The 22658-nt window shown below is 41.3% G+C and carries 11 protein-coding genes; 2 read left to right on the top strand and 9 right to left on the bottom strand.

Going from position 1 to position 22658, the window contains the following annotated elements:
* Positions 1–81 precede the first annotated feature (81 nt).
* A complete protein-coding gene (locus TZ91_RS06300; protein WP_033687505.1) occupies positions 82–1320 on the bottom strand; it encodes a carbohydrate-binding domain-containing protein in 1239 nt (412 codons plus the stop codon).
* A 229-nt stretch (positions 1321–1549) separates the two neighbouring features.
* Here TZ91_RS06300 and TZ91_RS06295 point away from each other — a divergent pair, with 229 nt between their 5' ends.
* Positions 1550–2326 (top strand): polyphosphate polymerase domain-containing protein, encoded by a 777-nt coding sequence (locus TZ91_RS06295; RefSeq protein WP_033687506.1) that lies wholly within the window; start codon positions 1550–1552, stop codon positions 2324–2326.
* Complete coding sequence (locus TZ91_RS06290; RefSeq protein WP_033687508.1) at positions 2319–3002, top strand: DUF4956 domain-containing protein; 684 nt, start codon at positions 2319–2321, stop codon at positions 3000–3002. Before TZ91_RS06295 ends, TZ91_RS06290 begins: the two co-directional genes overlap by 8 nt.
* Positions 3003–3152: 150 nt before the next feature.
* Here the strand turns inward: TZ91_RS06290 and TZ91_RS06285 are convergent, their stop codons facing one another.
* The 8 genes from TZ91_RS06285 to TZ91_RS06250 form a co-directional block, all read right to left on the bottom strand.
* Complete coding sequence (locus tag TZ91_RS06285; RefSeq protein WP_033687510.1) at positions 3153–3710, bottom strand: sugar O-acetyltransferase; 558 nt, start codon at positions 3708–3710, stop codon at positions 3153–3155.
* 208 nt (positions 3711–3918) lie between these two features.
* Positions 3919–4734 (bottom strand): VOC family protein, encoded by an 816-nt coding sequence (locus tag TZ91_RS06280; RefSeq protein WP_033687512.1) that lies wholly within the window; start codon positions 4732–4734, stop codon positions 3919–3921.
* A 264-nt stretch (positions 4735–4998) separates the two neighbouring features.
* Complete coding sequence (locus tag TZ91_RS06275) at positions 4999–11733, bottom strand: MucBP domain-containing protein (RefSeq protein WP_045597441.1); 6735 nt, start codon at positions 11731–11733, stop codon at positions 4999–5001.
* A 238-nt stretch (positions 11734–11971) separates the two neighbouring features.
* Positions 11972–12850, bottom strand: coding sequence for a glycosyltransferase family 52 (locus TZ91_RS06270; protein ID WP_033686133.1), 879 nt, complete (start codon positions 12848–12850; stop codon positions 11972–11974).
* Entirely contained in the window at positions 12847–13551 is a 705-nt protein-coding gene (locus tag TZ91_RS06265; RefSeq protein WP_033686132.1) for an acylneuraminate cytidylyltransferase family protein, read from the bottom strand. The genes TZ91_RS06270 and TZ91_RS06265 overlap by 4 nt, the downstream gene beginning before the upstream one ends.
* Complete coding sequence (locus tag TZ91_RS06260; RefSeq protein WP_033686131.1) at positions 13535–14890, bottom strand: sodium:solute symporter family transporter; 1356 nt, start codon at positions 14888–14890, stop codon at positions 13535–13537. Before TZ91_RS06260 ends, TZ91_RS06265 begins: the two co-directional genes overlap by 17 nt.
* Before the next feature lies 1 nt (position 14891).
* Positions 14892–16223 carry a glycosyltransferase gene (locus tag TZ91_RS06255; RefSeq protein ID WP_033686130.1) on the bottom strand — a complete coding sequence of 444 codons (1332 nt, stop codon included), beginning with the start codon at positions 16221–16223 and terminating at the stop codon, positions 14892–14894.
* A gap of 199 nt (positions 16224–16422) precedes the next feature.
* A complete protein-coding gene (locus tag TZ91_RS06250) occupies positions 16423–22491 on the bottom strand; it encodes a ZmpA/ZmpB/ZmpC family metallo-endopeptidase (protein WP_045597439.1) in 6069 nt (2022 codons plus the stop codon).
* Positions 22492–22658 lie beyond the last annotated feature (167 nt).

Here is a 22658-nt window from a genome sequence, read left to right as displayed (position 1 = left end):
TTGTAAAATCACTCGTAATATATCAAACTATCACCGATATAAAAAGGATAACATTTCTCTTAAAATGCTATCCTTTTTTGTTTATCCTCGTCCGCCAGGGGCTGGACCGCTAGGACCACCATTCCCTTGAGGACCTCCGCCTCCAGGCATAGAATTGACGATATCAGTTTGTTTTTCGCCATTGAGATAGATATCCCCACCTGTATAGGTCGCAGTTCCATCAAAGTCAAAACCTGTTTGACCAATCATTTTAATGGTTCCGCCTGTGACCGTAATATTCCCGTTTGAGTCAATCGGATCTGTGTCCCCTTGACCGACTTCTACAGTTAGATTACCACCTGTCATGGTAAAGTAAATATCGCTTTGCTGGGCATTTTTATTGGCTGCATTGACTCCATCATCTGTCGAGTAGACATTGATATCGCCACCATTAATCGTAATGCCTTTTCCTTCAATTCCTTCAGTCGCATTCTTGACTGTGTAAGTACCGCTATCAATCACTAGGTTGCCAGAAGCGTGAATGCCGTCCTCGCCTGCTGTGACTGTTATGGTATTGTTTGCCAAATACATATTTCCGACAGTCATATCGTCATCATTATCAACTTTCACACCATCTTCCTTGGCATCGATAGTCATGGTCGTACCAGTGATGTTGAGTTCATCATTGACATTAAAGGCATCGCCAACTGATGTGATGTTAAAGGTTCCACCTGTGATGTGGAGGGTGTCGTTAGCCTTGATAGCATTGCTTTTCTTGCCATCTACATTGAGAGTTCCTGAGCCATTGATGGTCAAATCAACCTTAGAAAAGAGAGCGGCATTTGCCTTTTCATCACTGTTAGAGCTTGAGTCAGAGAGACTGTTGGTGGTTCCCTCTGCTAGAGTGAGGTAGATATGACTTGCGCTTATAGCCGAAATAGCCGCATCTGTATTGGTCATGGTCATGCCTTTTAGGACAAGTTTCACATCATCAGACTTATCAGCTGCGATTTTAATTTGCACTCCGTCAGACTGACCAGAAATGACATAAGTACCTTCTTTTGAGATGGTCACCATTGAGTCAGAAACTGTCACGCCGTCTCCAGAGACCTTCGCAGACGAGCCAGATAACTCAATCTTAGAAGCTGTACTTTCATCATAAGAAGTGTCGTAGTCCTTTTCTGTAAAGTAAGAAGATTGACTGTTTTTAGCTGAAGTTGTGATAGCAGTGGTATCTGCCGCTGCAGTTGTACTTGACTTGGTCGTTGACTGCCCACAAGCTGTCATCAAGGTCAAAGCTGTTAAACTGGTTAAGATTAGAGTCCATTTTTTTGATTTCATACCTTTTTCCTCGCCTTCCTTTAGCTTGACCTTAGTTTACAGGGTAAGCCTGAAAAAAATCTAAACTTTTTCTGAAAGTTTTCTTAAGTTCAGTTTCAGTTAAGTTATCTTTAACAAAAGTTTTAGGAAAATTCCATAGACTAATCACAAGCAAGTTCAACTTGCCCAGACACACCTATCTGCTAATCAGATAGTGTACTGAAATAGTTTGATAAAGGAGACAGGATTTATGAAACCAATTGAAACAAGCTTTAAACGAATTGAAACCAAGTATGTCGTTGCCAAGGGTGACTTGGCTAATTTAATAGAAGACTTAAAAACATACCTCGTAGAGGATGATTATCCAACTTCGACCATTTCCAACATCTACTTTGATACAGAGCAATTTGATATGATTCAGGAGGATGGCCAAGGTACTAAGCGTAAAGAAAAGATTAGGATGCGAACCTATCTCAGTCAAGTCCAGCCTGATAGTCAGGTATTTTTAGAAATCAAATCTAATGACAGAGCTGGTGTCGGACGAAAACATCGTCTCTTATCGACTCCCCAGTCTATCACCCAGTTTATGACCAAGGGACAGCTGGATAGCAGTATCAAGGACCGAATGATGATTGAAAAAATTCAACAACTCCAAGAGGAATATCAGCAAACTATTATCCCTCGTATGTATATTTACTACGACCGTTTTTCTCTCAAGGAAAAGAAAGAAATTAGCGGATTTCCCTACAATAAAATTCGTATCACCATTGACCAAAATCTAACCTATCGTGATGATAACGTCAGTTTATTCTCAGGAAAGGACGGTTTCCCTCTACTAAACGAGGACATTGTCATCATGGAAATTAAAGCACCTGGTAGAAAACCCCAATGGCTACAAGATATTCTCGACCAATATGGACTGGTAGAGCAGAAATTTTCAAAATACAGCTGCGCCTACCACAAGTCTCAAGGCCTGGACTATAGCCCACGACCAAGCACAGAAAGTGTAGGTACTACTTATGTCTAATCTTTTTAATTCTATCTTCAACGACAAAACTGCCACTGCCAGTCCTATCCAGCTCTTTCTGGCTCTCTTGGTCAGCCTGATTTTAGGTTTGGCGCTGACCTGGGCTTACAAACACCGTACTCTCTATACACGAGAATTCGCTGTTAGTTTGACCCTACTCCCCTGCTTGATGACCTTGGTCATCTTTCTGGTAAATGGCAGCTTAGGAACCTCTATCGCTGTTGCAGGAACCTTTAGCCTCATTCGTTTCCGTTCAGCCACCAGTGGCTCACGGGAACTAATTGCTATCTTCCTTGCCATGATTATTGGGCTGGCAGCAGGGACAGGCTACCTAGCCTTAGCTGTTCTCTTCACCGTCTTTATCTTAACAGTATGGCTTCTTTTGGAAAAGCAACAAAGCAAGAGCAATCACCAACGTCGTAGACTATTAACCATCACAATTGCCAACCAAGAAGAAAAACTCCAAACTATCCAATCTGGGCTATCACAATTCTGCACTGAGTTAGATCTTATCTCGATTGATACCAGCAATGATGGAGAACAGGTCACCACTGTCTATGAAGTGGATTTCAAGGCTCAAACCGATGACTTTCAAATCATCAATTACCTCACTAGAGAACAGGATACTTACCAGGTTTCCCTGACCAAAAATGCTAAGAAGAGAAAGAATTTGTAAAACTTCTAGCGTGAAACCTATCAAAAAGCTAGGTAAACACTCAATTGAAAAAAAGTTAATCTAATTTATGATAAAAGGCATCATATCAACGTTTTTAAACACCTGATATGATGCGCTTTTCTTATCTTAAAAACTTTTTTACCAATCTCTTTATTTCACAGGTATCTCCTTAATCACGCGCGCAGGATTACCAGCTAGGACAACGTTGTCGCCAAAGGACTTAGTGATTACAGCCCCTGCCCCAGCAACAACATTATTGCCCAGTGTCACTCCAGGAAGGACAATGACACCTCCTCCAGCCCAGAAATTATCTCCGATGGTAATAGGCTTGCCGTATTCCACACCTGAATTACGTTCCTGCGGGTCCAATGGATGGAGGGGAGTCAAGAACTGACAGTTGGGGCCAATCATAGCATTGTCCCCGATGCGAATCGGACAAACATCCAGCATGGTCAAGTTCCAATTAGAATAAAAATTTTCCCCTAGATGGATATTGACTCCATAATCGACTACCAGGCGTGGATTGACATAAAGATTTTGCCCGGTTGACCCAAACCAATCCTTGATGATTTCGACTCCCTTCAAGAGATCTTCTTCCTTGTTAAAGGCAGATTGTTTTTGGCGAGAAGCCTGAGCCAAGGCTCGCAATTCTGGATCCGATGGACGGTAAACCTCTCCCGCTATCATTTTCTGGTATTCACTGGTCATTGTTTTCTTCTCCTTGTTCCCTACTATCATATCAAATTTTCTACGTATCTGACTAGAATAAGGAGCACTTTCTACAATTGATACTCTTCGAAAATCAAATTCAAACCGCGTCAACGTCGCCTTGCCGTACTCAAGTACAGCCTGCGGCTAGTTTCCTAGTTTACTCTTTGATTTTCATTGAGTATTAGATGCTGGTCTTTATCACATCCTATCTAGCTAAGCGAATACGGGTCACGATTCCGTCTGGGTCTGTGATTTCCAACTGGCTTGATGTCAGCCATTTGATTGGTGCATCAACTTCTTGTGCTCGCTGGGCAATCGTTAACAGTTCTTCTTTATGTGCGACTTCGATGACATAGTAGGCCAAACCTGGCAAGCCTTGCTTACAATGATGATGGTAATCCCCAGCTGCAATCCAACTAGCGCTAGGCACACTGAATTTATCCTTTAACCCTAACACATTTTGATAAAACTGGCTGGACTTTCGACTATCCTTGACGGAAAGATGAATATGCCCCATTCTCGTACCTTCTGCCAAGATAAAGGGTTCTACTCTTTCCCCCAGCTCATAAATGTCCTGCGCCGCAAGAGCCTCCGTCACTCCGATAATGCGTCCGTCTTCTCGAATATCCCATGTGGAAACCGGCTTATCTCGATAGAGTTCAATGCCATTTCCCTCCAAATCCTCCAAGTAAAGAGCTTCACTGTACCCATGGTCTGCACCGCCGACAAGAGGAATCTGTAAATCTGTCAGGTGTTTTAAGACATCTGCCAAATCCTTGCGTGTCGGCAAAAGAATAGCCAGATGGTAAAGACCATAATGTTCCCTTGCTTCACCGCTCTCTTGTGTTTGAATCAAGTGTACCAAGACTTTTCCTCCAAGTCCCAGAACGACCTCTGTCTCAGTTTGAGATAAGACTTCTAAACCAATAACTTGCTGATAAAAGGCTGTTTGACTCGCCAAGTTCTTTACATTTAAAACTGTCTCTGCTAAATAAATGTGGCTCTTGTATTCATAGGTCATAAATGGTCCTCTTTCTCGGTTGTAATTATTTTTATTACATCTATTATATAATTCCCATCAAGAAAGTCAAGCCAGACAACTTATAGATTATGATTCTGCCATCTTGTCTATATGGGATTAGAACGAGAAAAATTTACAGAGAATTGACAATAAAACCACCGAAAATTTTTAACCAATGCTATGATGACTCTTATCTCAACCCAAAAAGAAAAGGAGCGGATATGATATCCTACTCCTTTTTCTTGTCAGAAAATCTAATTAAAATTAGTCTTCTTTTTTCTTGCGAGCAACAAGTCCAAATCCGCTCAATACTCCAAGAAGTCCAAGTGCTGCTAGGCTAGCATTGTCTTCTGTACCAGTGTTTGGAAGCTCTGCTTGTCCTTTAGCTTCTGATGAAGCTGCTGGAGCTTGTGGTGCTTCACCATTTACTGGTGCCGATGGCATCGTTGGAGTTGCTGGACCAGCTGGGTTAGCCGGATTAGCTGGGGTAGCTGGTGTTGCTGGCTGACTTGGGTCTGCAGGAACTACTGGAGTTTCTGGTTGACTTGGGTCTGTCGGTCTCACCGGATTTGTTGGATTTGTTGAAGGTGTTGCTGGAGAACCTGGTTGAGATGGAATGAGTGATCCTCCATTTGTAGAACCTTCTTTTTGAGGTCTTCCATTTGTAGTACGTTTAAATACGTGGATGACATTACCAGTTCCTTCAACTTTTATTGTATCTACCAATGCATATCCAGGAATCTCTCCAGCTGGGTTATCACCTTCAGCTAATGGTTTCACAGGTTTACCATTGACATCTACCCATACTGTCACTGGTTTCTTAGTTACTGGTTTGAAGATGTGTATTACTTTGCCTGTTTCTGGGTTTGTAACTGTTCCTACTAGTTCGTAGTTAGGAGTTGATCCTGCTGGGTATGTTCCTGGTGTGACAGGTTTGATTGGGTTTCCTTTTTCGTCTACCCATTCAGTTGTCTTACCTTCTTCGATTGATTTCTTAACTTTCTCAGCTTCTTTCTTAGCCTCTTCCTTAGCTTTTTCTTTTTGCTCTGGTGTTAAGCTTGGATCTTCATCGATTTTCTTAACTTTATTTTCTAAAGTTTTGTCAATCTCTTCTTTAGCTTTAGCTTTTTCTTCTGGTGAAGGTGTAGTTGGCTTATCTTTATCATCTTCTGACGGAGTTGATGGTTTGTCTGGAGTTGGAGTGTCTTTCTCAACTTCTTTCTTACCATTTTCTTTAGCTTTCTCTACTTCTTCTTTAGAAGGTGCTTTGTCGATTGCTTTCTTAGCTTCTTCAGCGTCTTTCTTAGCTTCTTCTTTAGCTTTTTCTTTTTGCTCTGGAGTCAAGTTTGGATTTTCATCAATCTTCTTCACTTTATTTTCTAGAGCTTTATCAATCGCTTCTTTCGCTTTTGGCTTATCTTCTGGAGTAACAGGAGTTTTCTCTACTTCTTCTTTACCTTTTGTAGTAGATTTTTCTACATCTTCAGGAGTTTTCGCTTCTTCCAATGCCTTCTTAGCTTTTTCTGCTGATTTCTTAGCTTCTTCAATCGCTTTTTCTTTTTCTTCGTTTGTTAACTCAGGATTTTCTTTGATCTTACTTTCTTTTTCAGACAAAGCTTTATCGATTGCTTTAGAAGCTTCTTCTTTGGCATCTTTATAAACGTAAGTTACTTCTGTAGTTCCTTCGGTTACTTTACCAGATTCTTCACCCTTAGTTGAAGTTGGTACAAGTACATACAACTTACCATCTTTTGTTGTGATTGTAGCTGGTTTGTTATCAGTTGTGTCATATGCTGAGCTTACAGATCCGTCAGTCGTATCTTTAACGTCTTCTGCGATTGTGTTACCCGCTTCATCAGTGTAATGAACGACTACGTTTCCTTTCACTTCTTTGTAGACATAAGTCACTTCAGTAGTCTTACCTGCTTCAACATCACCAGTTTCGTTACCTTTAGTTGATGCTGGGACTAATTCGTATACTTTACCTTCTAAAGTAGTGATACGAGTTGGTTTCATATCGTTATCAGAAGTATCGTATTTAGCTCCTGGTTGACCGTCTTTTGTATCAACAGCATCTGCTTGAAGAGTGTTTCCAGCTTCGTCTACGTAATGAACAAGAACGTTTCCTGCTTTTTCGTATACATAAGTGATTTCTGTAGTTCCTTCTACAACAGCACCGTTTTCTGGTTTAGAACCGTCTTTCAATTCTTTAGCTGTCAAGTAGTAAACTGTACCATCTTTTTCAAGTTTAGCTGGTTTGTTGTCAGTTGTATCATATTTATCACTTAGTGATCCATTTTCTACATCTTTCGTATCGTCAGCTAATGTGTTTCCTTCTGTATCAACGTAGTGAACGACTACATTACCAGTGATTTCTTTGTAGACGTAAGTTACTTCTGTAGTTTCACCAGCTTTAACTTTACCTGTTTCATCACCTTTAGTTGATTGAGGGATTAATTCGTATACTTTTCCTTCTGGAGTAGTAATACGGTTTGGTTTCATGTCGTTATCAGCAGTGTTGTAGTCAGCGTTTGGTTTGCCGTCTTTGGTATCAACAGCATCCACTTGAATCGTGTTACCTTTTTCGTCAGTGTAGTGAACGACTACTTGTCCTGCTTTTTCGTAAACGTAAGTTACTTCAGTCTTACCTTCAACTACGTCTCCGTTTTCTGGTTTAGAGTCATCTTTAACAGCTTTTTCTGTTAAGTAGTAAACAGTTCCGTCTTTTTCGATTTTCTCTGGTTTGTTGTCAGTTGTATCGTACTTAGAGTTTAGAGAAGCACCTTTAGTATCTTCTTTATCCTCAGCGATTACATTACCTTCTGTGTCAACATAGTGAACGACTACATCACCAGTAACTTCTTTATAAACGTATGTTACTTCTTTCGTTTCACCCGCTACAACTTTACCAGTTTCGTCACCTTTAGTTGCTGTTGGTACTAGTTCGTAGACTTTGCCTTCTGCAGTTGTGATACGAGCTGGTTTCATATTATTATCAGAAGTATCGTAGTCTGATCCTGGTTTTCCATCTACAGTGTCTTTTGCACCTGAAGCAACATTTGCACCAGCTGCATCAACACCTACTAATGGAGTTCCATCTTCTGTTTGGTAGTTAACGACTACTTGTCCTGCTTTTTCATAAACGTAAGTTACTGTAGTTGTACCTTCTACTACATCACCAGTAGCTGGTTTAGAAGCATCTTTAAGTTCTTTAGTTGTTAAGTAATATTTAACACCATCTTTAGTGATTTCAGCTTTTTTGTGGTCTGCTGTGTCGTATTTAACGTTTAGAGAAGCATCTGTTTCGTCTTTTTCGTCTTCAGCAAGTGTGTTACCTTCAGTATCTTCATACTTAACAACTACATTACCTTTAACTTCTTTATAAACATATGTTACTTCTTTAGTTTGACCTGATTCTACAGTACCTGTTTCATCACCTTTAGTTGATGCTGGGACTAGTTCGTATACTTTTCCTTCTGCAGTTGTAATACGGTTTGGTTTCATTCCATTGTCTGCAGTGTTGTATTCAGAACCTGGTTTTCCATTGTCAGTATCTTTAGCACCTGAAGCAATATCTTTTCCATCTGCAGTTCCTACTAATGGAGTTCCGTCTTCTGTTTGGTAGTTAACGATTACTGATCCAGCTTTTTCATAAACGTAAGTTACATCAGTTTTACCTTCTACTACGTCTCCAGTTTCTGGTTTAGAACCATCTTTAAGACCAGCTTTTGTAATATAATATACAGTTCCGTCTTCTGCAGTGATTTTTTCTGGTTTGTTATCAACAGCAGTGTCATATTTTTCACTTAGAGATGCACCTTTTAGGTCATCCTTGTCAGCTGCGATTGTATTACCTTCTGTGTCAACATAGTGAACTACTACATCTCCAGTAACTTCTTTATAAACGTATGTTACTTCTTTAGTTTCTCCGGCTACTACTGTACCTGTTTCGTCACCTTTAGTTGATGCTGGTACTAGCTCGTATACTTTTCCTTCTGCAGTTGTAATACGGTTTGGTTTCATTCCGTTATCAGAAGTGTCGTATGCTGATCCAGGTCTTCCATCTACAGTATCTTTTGCACCTGAAGCTACATTAGCACCAGTCGCATCTACACCTACTAATGGAGTTCCATCTTCTGTTTGGTAATTAACGACTACTTGTCCTGCCTTTTCATAAACATAAGTTACTGTAGTTGTTCCTTCTACCACATCTCCAGCAGCTGGTTTAGAACCGTCTTTAAGTTCTTTAGCTGTTAGGTAATATTTAACACCATCTTTAGTAATTTCATCTTTTTTGTGGTCTGCCGTATCGTATTTAACGTTTAGAGAAGCATCTGTTTCGTCTTTTTCGTCTTCAGCGATTACGTTACCTTCAGTATCTTCATACTTAACAACAACGTTACCTTTAACTTCTTTATAAACATATGTTACTTCTTTAGTTTCTCCAGCAACAACTTTACCAGTTTCTTCACCTTTAGTTGCTGTTGGTACTAGTTCGTATACTTTTCCTTCTGCAGTTGTGATACGGTTTGGTTTCATTCCGTTGTCTGCAGTGTTATAGTCAGACCCTGGTCTTCCATCTACAGTGTCTTTTGCACCTGATTCTACATTAGCACCATCTGCAGTTCCTACTAATGGAGTTCCGTCTTCTGTTTGGTAGTTAACTACTACTTGTCCTGCTTTTTCGTAAACGTAAGTTACTGTAGTTGTTCCTTCAACAACATCTCCAGCAGCTGGTTTAGAACCGTCTTTAAGTTCTTTAGCTGTTAAGTAATATTTAACACCATCTTTAGTGATTTCATCTTTTTTGTGGTCAGCTGTATCGTATTTAACATTTAGAGAAGCATCTGTTTCATCTTGTTCGTCATCAGCAAGCGGGTTACCTTCAGTATCTTCGTACTTAACAACTACGTTACCTTTAACTTCTTTATAAACGTATGTTACTTCTTTAGTTGTTCCTGATTCAACTTCACCTTCTTCTTCACCTTCAGTTGATTCTGGAACTAATTGGTAAACTTTTCCTTCTGCAGTTTTAATACGAGTTGGTTTCATTCCGTTATCTGCAGTGTTATAGGCTGTACCTGGTTTACCGTTATCAGTGTCTTTTGCACCTGATTCTACTGTTTTACCAGCTCCATCTTCGTCTACTACTGTACCTGTAAGTGGAGTTCCATCTTCAGTTTTGTAGTTAACGATTACTGATCCAGCTTTTTCATAGATGTAAGTTACTTTTGTAACACCTTCTACTACTGTACCTTCTTCAGCTGGTGATGTTGTTTCTGTATCATTTACAGATGTTTTTGTGTTTGCTTCGTTTAAGTAGTAAACATTTCCATCTGCATCTGTAAGTTTTTGAGGTTTTTCAGTTTCGTTTTCTTTAGTGTTGTAGGCTACGTTTTTAGGAGTTCTAACAGTCTTATCTTCTACAACTACTTCTTGCCCATCAGCATTTACATAGTAATGCTCAGTTACTACTTCAGCTACTGTTTCAGGAGTATCAGTGTAAGGAGCTTTCAATTCTACTCCGTCTGCTGTTTGGTAGTTAACGACTACAGAACCTTTTTTCTCGACTTCACGAGTTTTTTCTTCGGCATAAGTGTAAGTGATTGTTGTAGTACCACTTGCTAAACGGTAGGCACGAAGTGGAGTGATTTCATCGCGGTAAGTGTAAGTTTCATATTCCGCTTGAGGACCACTAAGGTTAAGAGTAAAATCACCACCACTTATAGCACTTGTTCCAGATTCATAAACCTCTGAATAATCCGCAGTTACATCCGATGTCGGTCTTCTTTTAGCATCAACTTGGTCTCCATTATCAACTGCTATAGCGCCTTTAACACCAGTTTTTGCGTCTAGCCCCACAGCAAAATATCGTTTAAAATTAAGAATGTTATCTTCTAATCCTTTTTCTTGAAGATAAGCAAGATACCCTTTTACAGTAGTTTTGTTCCTTTCTCCTGTTAAAGTATCTGGCGCAGCTTTAAATTTTTGAACCATTGCATATGTTCTATCTAGACTTGCACCATCCCCCTGTCCCGAATCCGAAAGGTCATCAGCTACATTGTCCTTAGGCGATAAAGGTATATAAGCTGATAAAGTAACATCCCCAGAGTTAACTGTTACATAAGTATTTTTCTCAAGAACGAAAACGTAGTCTCCTTCTTTGATTCCACCATCAGCAGTTACATTCGCTGAATTGAAGTCTTTTGCTGCCGCTTCACCAGACTTGAAGGCTTCAATCATTTTATCGTCAGAAGTGATTGCACCTGAATCAGCTTGCACATATTTACCATATGTTCCTTTTCCTGTTTGTTCAACAATCCAAGCTTTTCCACCAGGTTTCACAGTGTCGTAAGTGATTTTACCTTCTGCATTACTTAATCCTTCTGGAGTCAATTTTGCAGTCACATCACCTAGAGTTGTATCAGAGTATACTCCTCCACCATCTCCAGTAGTTTCAACTTTAGGTTCTCCGATTAGGTGGTAAGTTTTCCCGTCTTTTTCAATCGTTTCTTTCTTACCATTTTCTTTAGCGTCGTTTAAGTCGCTATCTTGTGCATCTCCACCTGTTGTTTCTTTGAAAACTTCTCCTGATTTACCGAATACATCGTATGTTGTTTCGATAGTTTTGTCAGCACCAGAGTTTTGGTTTTTGTTTTCTTCTAATACAGTATTTCCTTCAGCAGTTACATATTTGTAATCTACTTTTCCAGTTTTAGTGATTGTTTTTGTATCACTTTCAGTTGGATTAGTATCAAAGTTCTTACCATTATTTGGATCCTCAATATTAGCTGTTTCTACAACTACTGAACCCTTATCATTTGAAATCGTTGTTGTGTTATCGCTGTTTTCTGTCATTGCCGCTTCAACGGTCTGCGTTCCAGCTGCCATTGCAAGGGCTGCACCGACAATCAGACCGACTGTACCGATTTTGACTGAGTCTGAACGGCCGTCTTTAAACTTACGAATGGAAAATTTTTCCTTTTTATTTATAAACATTCTTAGCATCCTTTATTTTTATTTTTTTGTATGATTTCCAAATTTTAATATGTTGTTATTACAACAGATGATTGATAAAACTCGAAAACCCGACATTTCTATTTTAACAATTTAAAACCTCTTATACAAGGAATTTGAGTACTTTTTGATGATTCAAATTATAGTTTTTTGCTATATTTATCTATAAAAAATTCCATACAGACGTATGGATTTGCATATTTAAAAATATACATTTATGCTACCAGCCAAGTGAAACCCTTTCAAACTGACAACCTAATCGGCGCAATTCTTTTTGCCTATCCTCATAGTAAGGAAGAGAAATGCCTGTGATGGTCACATGGGGCAGGTCTTTCAAGTGAAGACTGACAGACGAGGTGAAGTGATAGACCTGAACGAACTCGTATTCTTGAAAGAGTTGAGCTAGGACATCTTCAAAGATTAGGTCCGTCTCCAAGTAAGTTACATCTGGTATAGTGAAAGTTTCCTTGGGATGGGGCAGATAGAGGTCAATGGCCAAGGCCTTGGCATAGGTGCTGATAAAGCGGATGGATATCTGATCGTCCTCTTCAGAGAACTTTTGCCCCAGCAGAACCTTGACTGTCTTGCCATTTGAAACGGGAGCTTGTGGCAGGTTAAAAAAATGCTCCAGATAGACTAGCTTTTCTCTAGCCACGACATGGTAGTCACTGCGATAGAGGGTGTAGTGTTTTTCCGTCCGCTCAATCAAGTCATCTCTGGTCAAGCCCAAAGACCCTACCTGACTAGATTGAAGAGGGAGGGCATACATTCCCAAAGGGTAAATATCCGCATAACCATCATCGAAACTCATGAGGTGTTGGTAGTTTGAACTAGCAACCAAGTCCAGAATCAAGCTATTGTCAAAGCTAGCATAAAAGATGGTGTCATAGTCGCCGGCAAGCTCCTGACAAATATGAGCCAAGGCCTCTGCATCCTGAGGATAATAAACATGATTAAAATCCTTGGCATAATGCTCCTGACGGGCATTTTTGACAGGACTGACATAAAGGCTAACAAAGTCCTGATTAAGATAGAGTCCCTTGATATGCTGGGCAATCTTGGCCTGCAAGGGCGTTGTGGCAATGATGAGGTGTTTCATCTTTTTGATTCTCCTAGGTGGTGATGGTGCAGCAAGGTCTCAACGACTTCAAAGTCCAAGGCATCGTCGATATCATAAGAATAGAGTTTGGGCATTTCATAGGCTACTGTCTTATCTGTGTAAAAGGTCTCGTCTCTCAGGTAAAGATCCTTACGAGAAATCCAGATACTACCGTTAGGATAGTAATAGACAGGCTCTTTTTGCCGAGCATAGTGCTTGGAAACGTGAGGCGGGCGGATAAATGACGACTCCGCTAACTGCAAGAAAAGACTACGACTCTTGTCCGCCTTAACACAGGAAATCAAATGGTCGGCACCAGACTGACAGTAGAGCTGATAGGATTCGATGAGGTGCTCTACCTCTCTCAGGGGTGAAGTCACCTGTAGATTCACAAAAACCTGCTCTTCCTCAAAGGGCTGTAAAAAGTCGCGTAAGGTTTCTAAGCTAGAGGTTGTTGATAGGGCCAATTCTTTCGGTCGATGGACACAACGAATCTCTGGATAGGCTTGACGACAGAGTTCTAGATAGGCTAGTGAGTCTGATGAGACCCAGATTTCACTAAATAGCTTAGAAGCTAGAGCGACTTCGATGGTATAGAAAACCAAGGGTTTGCCTGCAAGCGGTTTGATATTTTTATCTACTAAGCCGCGTGAACCCGAACGGATCAAAATGACGGCTATGGGTTTAGATGTTACTTTCATATAGTCTTCCTAGAATTGAGATAAAAAGGGCAGATAGGGTAGTGATGATACTATTTAACCAGGGATTGGGGTTGACAAAAAGGCCACTGTAATGATAGAGAACCAAGGCTCCTAGACTAAAAACCAGATAGATTTTGGCTAACTGTAAACTCGGTCTTTTGAGGAGCAAAACCAAGAGGTACAAACCACCAATCACACCCAGTGTCAAGCCCATAAAGCCGTTAATCCATTCGTAGATGGAGTAGATTTCTGCATTCATGAGCAAGAGGCAGAGGAGCCAGGACAGACCTGCTAAGACAAAGGATAGAATACTTGGCGACCAGCGAATTTTTGTCCAAGCAAAATCCAACTTCAAGCAGGTCACGATTGCATTCATACTGGATGAAACGGTGGATTGGCCTGCTGCCAAGAGAGCCAGCATGATAAAACCACCAAACCAAGGTGCCAGACCTTCTCGAGCGTAAGCAATGAGAACAGGATTGGTCGATGAGGTAGCGAAATTTTCCTGACGAATTGAGCAGCCAATCAGATACAGTAAACTGGCAATCCCAAAGGACAAGAGTCCCTGTAGCCATAAGATTTTTCCAATCTTCTGACGCCCCATTTTGCTATTAAAACGTTGGACGATATCCTGCGAAGAAACGTAGGAAAACAAGCTACTAAAACCTGCTCCTGTAACTAAGATAAAAACCGTCTTCCCATCCAGCATCTCTGCAAAGTGAGATAGCTGTTGACTGCTATTCATGACAAGACCTGATTGGGCAATTCTTGGTAGAAAGAGGGCCAATATAGCCAGCAGGACCAAGCCTTGAAAGAAGTCCGTCCACAGCACAACCAAGAGACCACCACTTGCCAGATAATAGACCGTCAAAAGAAGGAGTAAACCTGACAAGACCAGCTGATTGAGAGGGATAAAGGGCGCTAAGGCCTGAGACAACAAGTAGGTCACCACTGCTATTCGCCCCAACTGGTAGAGAATGAAAAGACCTGAGGCCAGTGAACGAATGCCAGTCGATTGAAACTTGTCCTCTAAAAGATGATAGGCTGTCTCGTAGTTTCCCTTTTGATAGAGGGGCAGAAAATAGCGATGAGCTAGTGGAATGGCTAGAAGGATGCCACATTGGGCAAACCAGAGATAGGACCTACCTGTATAGGCATTTCCAACCAGAGTCAGAAAGGAAATAGGGCTGAGTAAGGTGGCAAAGACTGAGAAGGCCAGAACTGTCACTGGAACAGCTTTCTTAACCTGATAATAGTCCTCTTCGTCCCCTTTTTTCCGATAGGCAATCCAAGAAATCAAGCCGAAATAGAGCAATAGGGTGACTAGAATTCCCAACATCCTAGAAATTCCTATCTAATAGTTCTCTGTATATTTGAGCTACTTTTTCCAGAGAATAGCGAGAGGCTAAGGCTAGATTTTTTTCATTTAATAGACAAAAATCAGGCTGCTCCATCTCTTCTATCTTTTGAATCAACTCTGATTTAGTTTTAAATAAGTTGATGGCATTGGACTGACCAGCATAGAAACGATGAGCGATATCCACATCTGATAACAAAGCCAGCAATCCTTGATTGAGGGCTTCAACACAGGCATTGGCAAATAACTCTGTATAACTAGCTGACAGGTAACATTGGTGCAGATGATAAGGCACTTCGTTAACGATACCTTTAAAGTGAATGGTTGGCGGAAGATCATATTGATTCTGTAATTCTGCTAGACGTTCCTCTGAGCCACCATAAAAGGTAATCTGGGCCTTGGAGCCACGTTTGTAGAGTTCGATAAAGGCTTCAATGACAAGTTCAACGTTCTTGCCTTCTCCCATATGACCCACTAGGCAATAGTCCAAAACAGGTCCGATTTTTCTTAGCTGACCTACTTTTTCTGTAAACATTGGTGGTAAAAACTTAGTGTCATACCCTTGTTTCGCCAAGGTATCAGTCAACACTTCACTGGCAACTAGGTATTTGTTTGTCTTGCGCAGATTGGCGAGGCGTAAATCTCGCATGATATTTTCATGGACAACTTCATAGTAATTTTTGTCCGTATTTTCCATATAACGCCAGAGGCTGGGTTTGGGAACGATTTGTTGGTCACGGATAAAAAGATCTGTCTGTTTTGCCCATCTGGCTAGGAACTTAACCAACAAGTCCTCTTCAGAACGGATTTCTCCTCCTATGCGGTAGATATACTCTGGATGAAAGATGGTTACAGGAGAGGGTTCTTTGAAAGGATCGATAAATCGTCCTTCCAGAGCCAATTCTCCATTTTCATGATACCAACGCAGTTCCTTTTCCTTGAAATCTTCAAACAAGAAGGGCCCCTTGGTATAGTAATATCTCCCCGAGCCATCTCCTAGGGTAACAGAGGCGACAAAACCGTCTTCATTGAGCTCAACCTGATCTCCATCTGCTAGCGTTAAACTTTCTGGCTTCACTGATAAGTCTGCATGGCCTATATCTGAAAAACTATGCGGAACACATATCAGTTCTTTTTCTAAAAATCCTAACTTGATTAAATCTTTCTTCCAGTCAGGACGAAGCTGAGGGCTCGATACAAGGTGAACATATTCCAAACCCAGATATCGTGCTATACGAGCTCGATAGACCTGGGTACTCTCAAAGCCATAGCGACGGATTTCCTTGGCTGGATGAATGGTAACAATTCTCGACATGATGTAGACTCTTTCTCTCTTATTTTCTACTTACAAAGGAAAAACCACCCTCACAAAAAGGCGAGGGTGGTTCATCCGTTACAATGCTTGGGGATTTCCTAGCAAGTTCCCCCTCAAAAGGACTTTATGCTATTCTATCACAAAGACTGACCATCTGCAAGATGGACTGGATTAGACAGGATAGCGTGGGGGAGTTTTCTTATTGTTTATAAATCGATTCTCTGAAATCATCTGTGCTACGTAGGTAGGCATTGTAGATTTTTTGTTTTAACAAGTGTACCCAACTTGCAGGAGCATGGCTTGTCGTACGGTCAATGTTAGCCACATCTTTCGCCACTGCTTGATCGATGAGTTCTTGCATTTGGGCAGCTGAACGGATTGTAATCTCCTTGCTGCTGTTTGGTACACCAAGTTCATACTGAATAGTGATTGGTTTCAACTGGTCTTGCTTACGAATACGTTGATCAAACATATCCTTCTTGAAATCAGCCCATGAAGCGTATTTGTTGGCAAAGACATTTTTCAAGACGAGACTATCAGTGATGAGCCCCACATCTTTTCGTTGCCAATCTGAATAGGTAATGTCCCCTTTGCGTTTAGCTTCTTCTGCGTATTGGTTGGATACATATGGTAAGAAGCCATCTTGGTATCCTTTTTCTGCCAACAATTCATAGGCTGTTTTTCTAAACATGATGTCACCAGGTGCACCCTTTGGATTGCTGAGGGCCGCATAAATCGGTGAGAACATACTGATAAGATGATAGCCATTACGAGCATAGTCACTCTTATCACGGTAAGCTCGACGGTTGATGATATCATTGGCAATCAAGGCATTGAGACTAGTTAGTTTGCTTACTTCAGCATCTGTCAGTGGACGAATAGAGTTTCCTGCATGCGTTTGTTTATGATACTTGTCCTCAATGTAGAAATTCTCTATTTTTCTAAACCATTTTTTCTTAACATCGTTAGACTTAGTTAAAATGGCATTGGCTTCCATAGCATCCAAGGTGTACAAGACATCGTACATACCGTGCACATACTCTTGCAAGGCTGCAGCTGATGTGAAGCGACTTGCCGGGTCATAAGTATGCAAGCGAGTTGGTGAATCCTTATCCCCTTTATAGAGAGTATTCAAGACAATAGCATCCTTATCTAGACTATCAGCAGATTGTAACAATCCTAGAGCATACAACTCTGCTCCCAATCCTTCACGACGACCTTTTCCTTCAAAGTAAATATGTCCGTCAGAATTATGAACCATTTCATGGGTATAGACTGATGTTCCGTATTTATCCAACAAGCGGTCGCTGACATAGTGGACCTCAGAACCGTTGGCATAGGCTCCAGCTCCTTTACTTTCCCCATACCACTTACCAGTTGGTCCAAAGAAGTTGTAGATAGAATCAATAGCCTTATCAGACAGGGTAGCCCAGTAATACTTGCTATTGCTATCTTTCATACCAAATCCATCTGACACCATGACTGAACGGAAGAGTTTTTCTTTGTATTCTGGTGAAAGGAGATGATACCAGATATCGTAGTGGTCTCGTTGCCATTCAGCCGACTGGTCGACCTTAACACGGACATACTGACGCAATTCCTCTCCTAACAAGACTGTATTATTAACACGGTCACGGTAGCGTTCGTAGCCACCAAAGGCCAAAGTAGAAAGGTTTGAAATCACATAAACATCCTCTTCTGGCAATGTCAATAGCGGTAGGAGCATATTTTTTAATTTCCAACTTGGTGCCGTAATACGGTCATAGACTCCCAGCGTATAGTTACTATCTGGTGTTGCTGACTCTTGTTTGGCACGCACTTCTGGAATCGCTGATTTACTCTCTACGATATAGGCCTTGGTATTTGTCTTCAACCATTCATTATTGGTTTTGTTTGGTAGGAAGAGTTTTCTGTAAGACTCTAGTAAATCAGTCACTGTCTTGCGACCTTTTGCAGCAGCCAGGGTTGTTTCATAGGCACTTGGATTATTTGATGCCTTGAGATTTTCCATACCACTCTGACCTAGTGCAATGATAGTATCCAAGGTTGAAGCTGTGCTATTGCCATCAAAGTCAAACTTATAGCTATTGAGGTCCTTGGTATTGATGTGATCATAGTTGATATTGTACCAGCGATTGAGGTAGGTCAAACCAAGCAAGAAAGCTTCCTTGTTGTTCTTGATTTTCTCGCTGATGTAGGTTGCTACACTATCTCCCATCGTATTGATAGACTTGTCCATGGCTAGCACTTTACGGAGATGTTCACCGATATTGGCCTTAACTTTTTCAAATTCTTTATCCAAATATAGCGGATCAAGCGACGCATCTGCCTCAATGCCAAGGACTTTTCTCATGCCTGCTGAGTCATATTCGACCCCTTGCAAATCTGCTAGGACCTGATTAGTCACTTTTGTATAGTCAGATAGGAAGGCCTCTGGCGTAAAGATAAAGGGTTTACCTGCTACGCTGTACTCTGCAACTTGTGTATTTTTGAAGTCTCCTTTGTAGGTCACATCTAGATAACTGATTGTATTGTCAGCAAAATGCAACATAAGTTTATTGATAACTGCTTTATTGGCCTGAATATCTGTGATGATGTCATTGTCCTTCATTGGTACAACATCCAGCAGTTCTATAGTATAAAGCTTATCAGTAGGATTGACTTGATTTCCATAGTGAACCACTAGCTCTTTATTATAGAAAGGCATCAATTTCTCGATATTGTGATAAGCAACTTTTCGACTAGCTTGACCTTGGCTTAACTGAGTATAGTCCACACTGTGCTGATTGGCCTTGAGTGTTTGACCTGTATCGTTTAGTGTCACTGTCATCCCATATGACTGAACCTTTTCTTTGACCTGGTCTTGGGTGATTGAGGTCGCATAGAGATCTGCCTTCTTGTTCTCAACGGCAGTGCTGGCATCTTTGATGTCCGCTCCCCTGTACTGGTCTCCTGTGATGGCATAGCCATCTCCAGTATTAACCATGCTAACGACATGATGGATACGGCCATTCTGCCATGTAGAACCTGCTATACCTCCAACGCGCAGATAGGTTGTCGTGTTGAGGATGGTTCCACTTGCTAGCGCATGAGAGACCAAAGCACTACTTTGAACCTTCCCAACAATACCTCCCGCAAATTGGTCATTGTTGCGGGCATTGCTCGAAATACTTGCATCAACAGCTACCTTATCAATCTTAGCCTTATTACCAGATAGAAGCCCTGCTATACCTCCTACATAGTAAGAAGAGGTATCCGCATGCTTGGCCTGAATGCTACCTGTAAAAGAACTATTGGTTATTTCTGTATCCTGAGCCTTCGCTACCAAACCTGCAACTGACTTGCTACCTGACAATTGACCTTCTACAGCTACATTACTAATCTGGCTGTTAGTAGCCACTTTTGCTAGGCTGGCTGTGTCTTCTTGACTCTTAATCGCCACCGCTTTAAGGTCAATATCTTTCACAGTAGCCTTGGTCAAGTTATCAAACAAGGCTGTCTTAAGGTCATAAATCGCAAATGGTTTCCCATCACTCGCACCGATAAGGTTACCAGTGAAAGTTCCTGTCACATAACTGGTTTGTCCCTTAGCTAAGGACACCTCGTCAGCTGTCATATCAGCTCCAAGTTTAAAGGTTCCAGCGAGATTACCTTGCATGGCAGCAATCAGTTTCTTGAAGGAAGTATAGACACCGTCCTTGGCAATCTTTTGCTTATCAATTGTGAAGCTATAGTTATCCTTGTATGCTGAACCTTCTTCTTGAACTAGTTCATTGAAAGCAACGGTTACCTTGTATTTTCCACCAGCTGTTTCCTTAATAGAGCTAACTGGTAGAAGCATTTCCTTCATCTTGTCTGATTTGACTTTGACAAAATAAGGTGATAAATCACTTGGTACTTCTGATAAGTTCAGATAACGACGGTAGTGACCATCTTCCTTACCATAGAGCCCCACTTCATCCACATCTTTGATTTCAATTTTTTTATAGTCTAACTGAAAATCTTTCGTTGATACTTCTGTACTTTCCTGATCAGATTGTCCTAGATTATAGGTCAGGTAAGTCTTAAGATTGTATGACGTATAGTAGTCCAATCCATCAATCGTTTGTTGGGCTGATGGATCTTTCAAGTTCACCTCTTTGACCAATGTTCCTTTTTGGTAAATTTGGGCCTTGGCCTTAACAAGAGCAGACGTTGGGTCATCCAGGTGATAGTTGACTGCTACTGCTTTTTTGCTCTCATCTTTAACCAGATTAGTAATTTCAACCGTTGGTTTGGTTTTAACAAGACTACCAACCTTGACAATCTCTTTGGTTGGTTCTACTTCTGTACGTGAGATTTCCTTGCTAGCTTCTACCTTACCATCTACGAGATAATCCTCATACTCGATTGTTCGTAAACCGTCTTTTCCTTCCTGAGCAATTTCTCGGTGATTTTTTAAGATAGTCGCATCTTCAATTTCTTCAGTTTCATGAGGAATGGTTTCTGTTACTGTACGATGATTACTTGTCAAAGGCAGTTCAGGAAGAGCCTCTGTTACAGCAGCTTCACCTTCGTGACCTGACTCTTGCGTGCCCTTACTGCTAACAACCTCTGTAGACTCTGGCACTGTTGGCTCAACTGGAGCTCCCTCCTGAGGACCTGTGTAAACTGGTAGTTCTGATTGAACCAGAGCCTCACCCTCGTGACCGGGCTCTTGCGTACCTTGGGTACTAATTGGGGCTGTGTAAGATGGCTGAACGGGTTGAACTAAGGCTTCACCCTCATGGCCGGGCTCTTGCGTGCCCTTACTGCTAACAACTTCTGTAGACTCTGGCACTGTTGGCTCAACTGGAGCTCCCTCCTGAGGACCTGTGTAAACTGGTAGTTCTGATTGAACAAGGGATTCGCCTTCATGGCCGGGCTCTTGTGTACCTTGGGTGCTAACGGGTTCTGTATAAGACGGTTGTGCTGGTTGAACCAGGGCATCACCCTCATGGCCCGACTCTTGGGTACCTTGAGTGCTAACGGGTTCTGTATAAGACGGCTGCGATGGTTGAACCAGGGCATCACCTTCATAACCTGACTCTTGGGTACCTTGGGTGCTAATTGGGGCTGTATAAGACGGCTGCTCTGCTTGGACTAGGGATTCGCCTTCATGACTTGACTCTTGGGTACCTTGGGTGCTAATTGGGGCTGTGTACGCTGGTTGCGATGGTTGGATTAAGGCTTCGCCCTCATGACCTGACTCTTGGGTACCTTTTGCTTGTACTACAGTTTCATTATTTTCTTGTGGTTGAGGCTCTACAGGAGAAGATGTTCCTCCTTGCTGATTCTCTACCACTGGGCTTTGCGAAGCTGGCGGTACTGGATTTGTCTGTTCTTGATTCCCATCAGTTTGGCTTGAATTTGTTGCAGACTCTGTAGCTGGTGCTGTTTTTTGGTCTGCCTCCCCGCCTTTGACAACATTCGTATCCTTGCTTTCCTGACTTAGAGAAACTGCTGGTTGCTGACTAGTATCCTCATTTTTAGAAGATGGAGCCTTAGCTGCTGAGATATCTACATTTTCTAAGTTAGACTTGCTGTCATTTGACTGCTTGACAAATTCAGTTCCCATAGTCGAATCTGCTGAATGAGTAGTAACTACTTCCTGAGATTGACTGTTTTCTAATTTAATCTCTTGATTTTCAGTAGATTCTGCTGGTTTGCTAGTTATCTGTACAGAAAGAGCTGGCTTATTTTCCACATATCCTAGATAAGTATAACCAGGAATATCAACCGGAGCTGGTAAGGCATCTCCTGCCTGGACCGATAATTGGGTGTTATAAGCAGCTAGTGTCTCGCTAGTCAAAGCAAGAACAGTTGGAGACAGCAACTGACTGCCTAGACCGGTTACTAACAAGAATCGACTCATTTTGTTCTTGCCATCACGTCCCTTAAGAACAACTACAACCAGCAAACTAAGGCCTGCCACCAAGGCAGCAGTCCCTAATGGAGAGCTAGTACCCGTATTGGGCAATACTTGATTTGCTCGATAAACCAGATAGTAGGTAGCGTCTGTTTCTTCCGCTACTTGTGGTAGGGATGTAACCAAGAGAGCCTTCTCTTCATCAGTCAAATCCGACTCTAAAACATAAGTATAATTAACGGTATGAGATTCTTGGGCAGATACAGTCTGTAGGCCAGTTCCCATCAAAAAGAAACACGCAACTGCCACAGATACAAGACCAACTGCCAATTTTCTTAATGAGAAATTCTGTCTTTCTTCTCCACTAGTTTTGAAATTCATATTCCCCTCTTTTTACATTTTTAAATCAGTATGTTAATTTATTGTAAAATATACAACTCTTTCCATTATACATCAACTTTTTAAAAGATTCTAGGGATAGATATACAATTGAACGGATGGGAAAAATCGAGTAACTAAGTAATTAACTGTTTAGCAATAAAAAATGT

The sequence above is a fragment of the Streptococcus mitis genome, from assembly GCF_000960025.1.
GTDB classification, from domain to species: Bacteria; Bacillota; Bacilli; order Lactobacillales; family Streptococcaceae; genus Streptococcus; species Streptococcus mitis_DH.
Note: the sequence above shows the minus strand (reverse complement) of the source record. Positions and strands in the feature narration are given on the sequence as shown.

Bases quoted from the DNA above. Each gene is read 5' to 3' on its own strand.
- TZ91_RS06300 (WP_033687505.1), bottom strand. From the start codon at position 1,320: ATGAAATCAAAAAAATGGACTCTAATCTTAACCAGTTTAACAGCTTTG.
- TZ91_RS06295 (WP_033687506.1), top strand. From the start codon at position 1,550: ATGAAACCAATTGAAACAAGCTTTAAACGAATTGAAACCAAGTATGTC.
- TZ91_RS06290 (WP_033687508.1), top strand. From the start codon at position 2,319: ATGTCTAATCTTTTTAATTCTATCTTCAACGACAAAACTGCCACTGCC.
- TZ91_RS06285 (WP_033687510.1), bottom strand. From the start codon at position 3,710: ATGACCAGTGAATACCAGAAAATGATAGCGGGAGAGGTTTACCGTCCA.
- TZ91_RS06280 (WP_033687512.1), bottom strand. From the start codon at position 4,734: ATGACCTATGAATACAAGAGCCACATTTATTTAGCAGAGACAGTTTTA.
- TZ91_RS06275 (WP_045597441.1), bottom strand. From the start codon at position 11,733: ATGTTTATAAATAAAAAGGAAAAATTTTCCATTCGTAAGTTTAAAGAC.
- TZ91_RS06270 (WP_033686133.1), bottom strand. From the start codon at position 12,850: ATGAAACACCTCATCATTGCCACAACGCCCTTGCAGGCCAAGATTGCC.
- TZ91_RS06265 (WP_033686132.1), bottom strand. From the start codon at position 13,551: ATGAAAGTAACATCTAAACCCATAGCCGTCATTTTGATCCGTTCGGGT.
- TZ91_RS06260 (WP_033686131.1), bottom strand. From the start codon at position 14,890: ATGTTGGGAATTCTAGTCACCCTATTGCTCTATTTCGGCTTGATTTCT.
- TZ91_RS06255 (WP_033686130.1), bottom strand. From the start codon at position 16,223: ATGTCGAGAATTGTTACCATTCATCCAGCCAAGGAAATCCGTCGCTAT.
- TZ91_RS06250 (WP_045597439.1), bottom strand. From the start codon at position 22,491: ATGAATTTCAAAACTAGTGGAGAAGAAAGACAGAATTTCTCATTAAGA.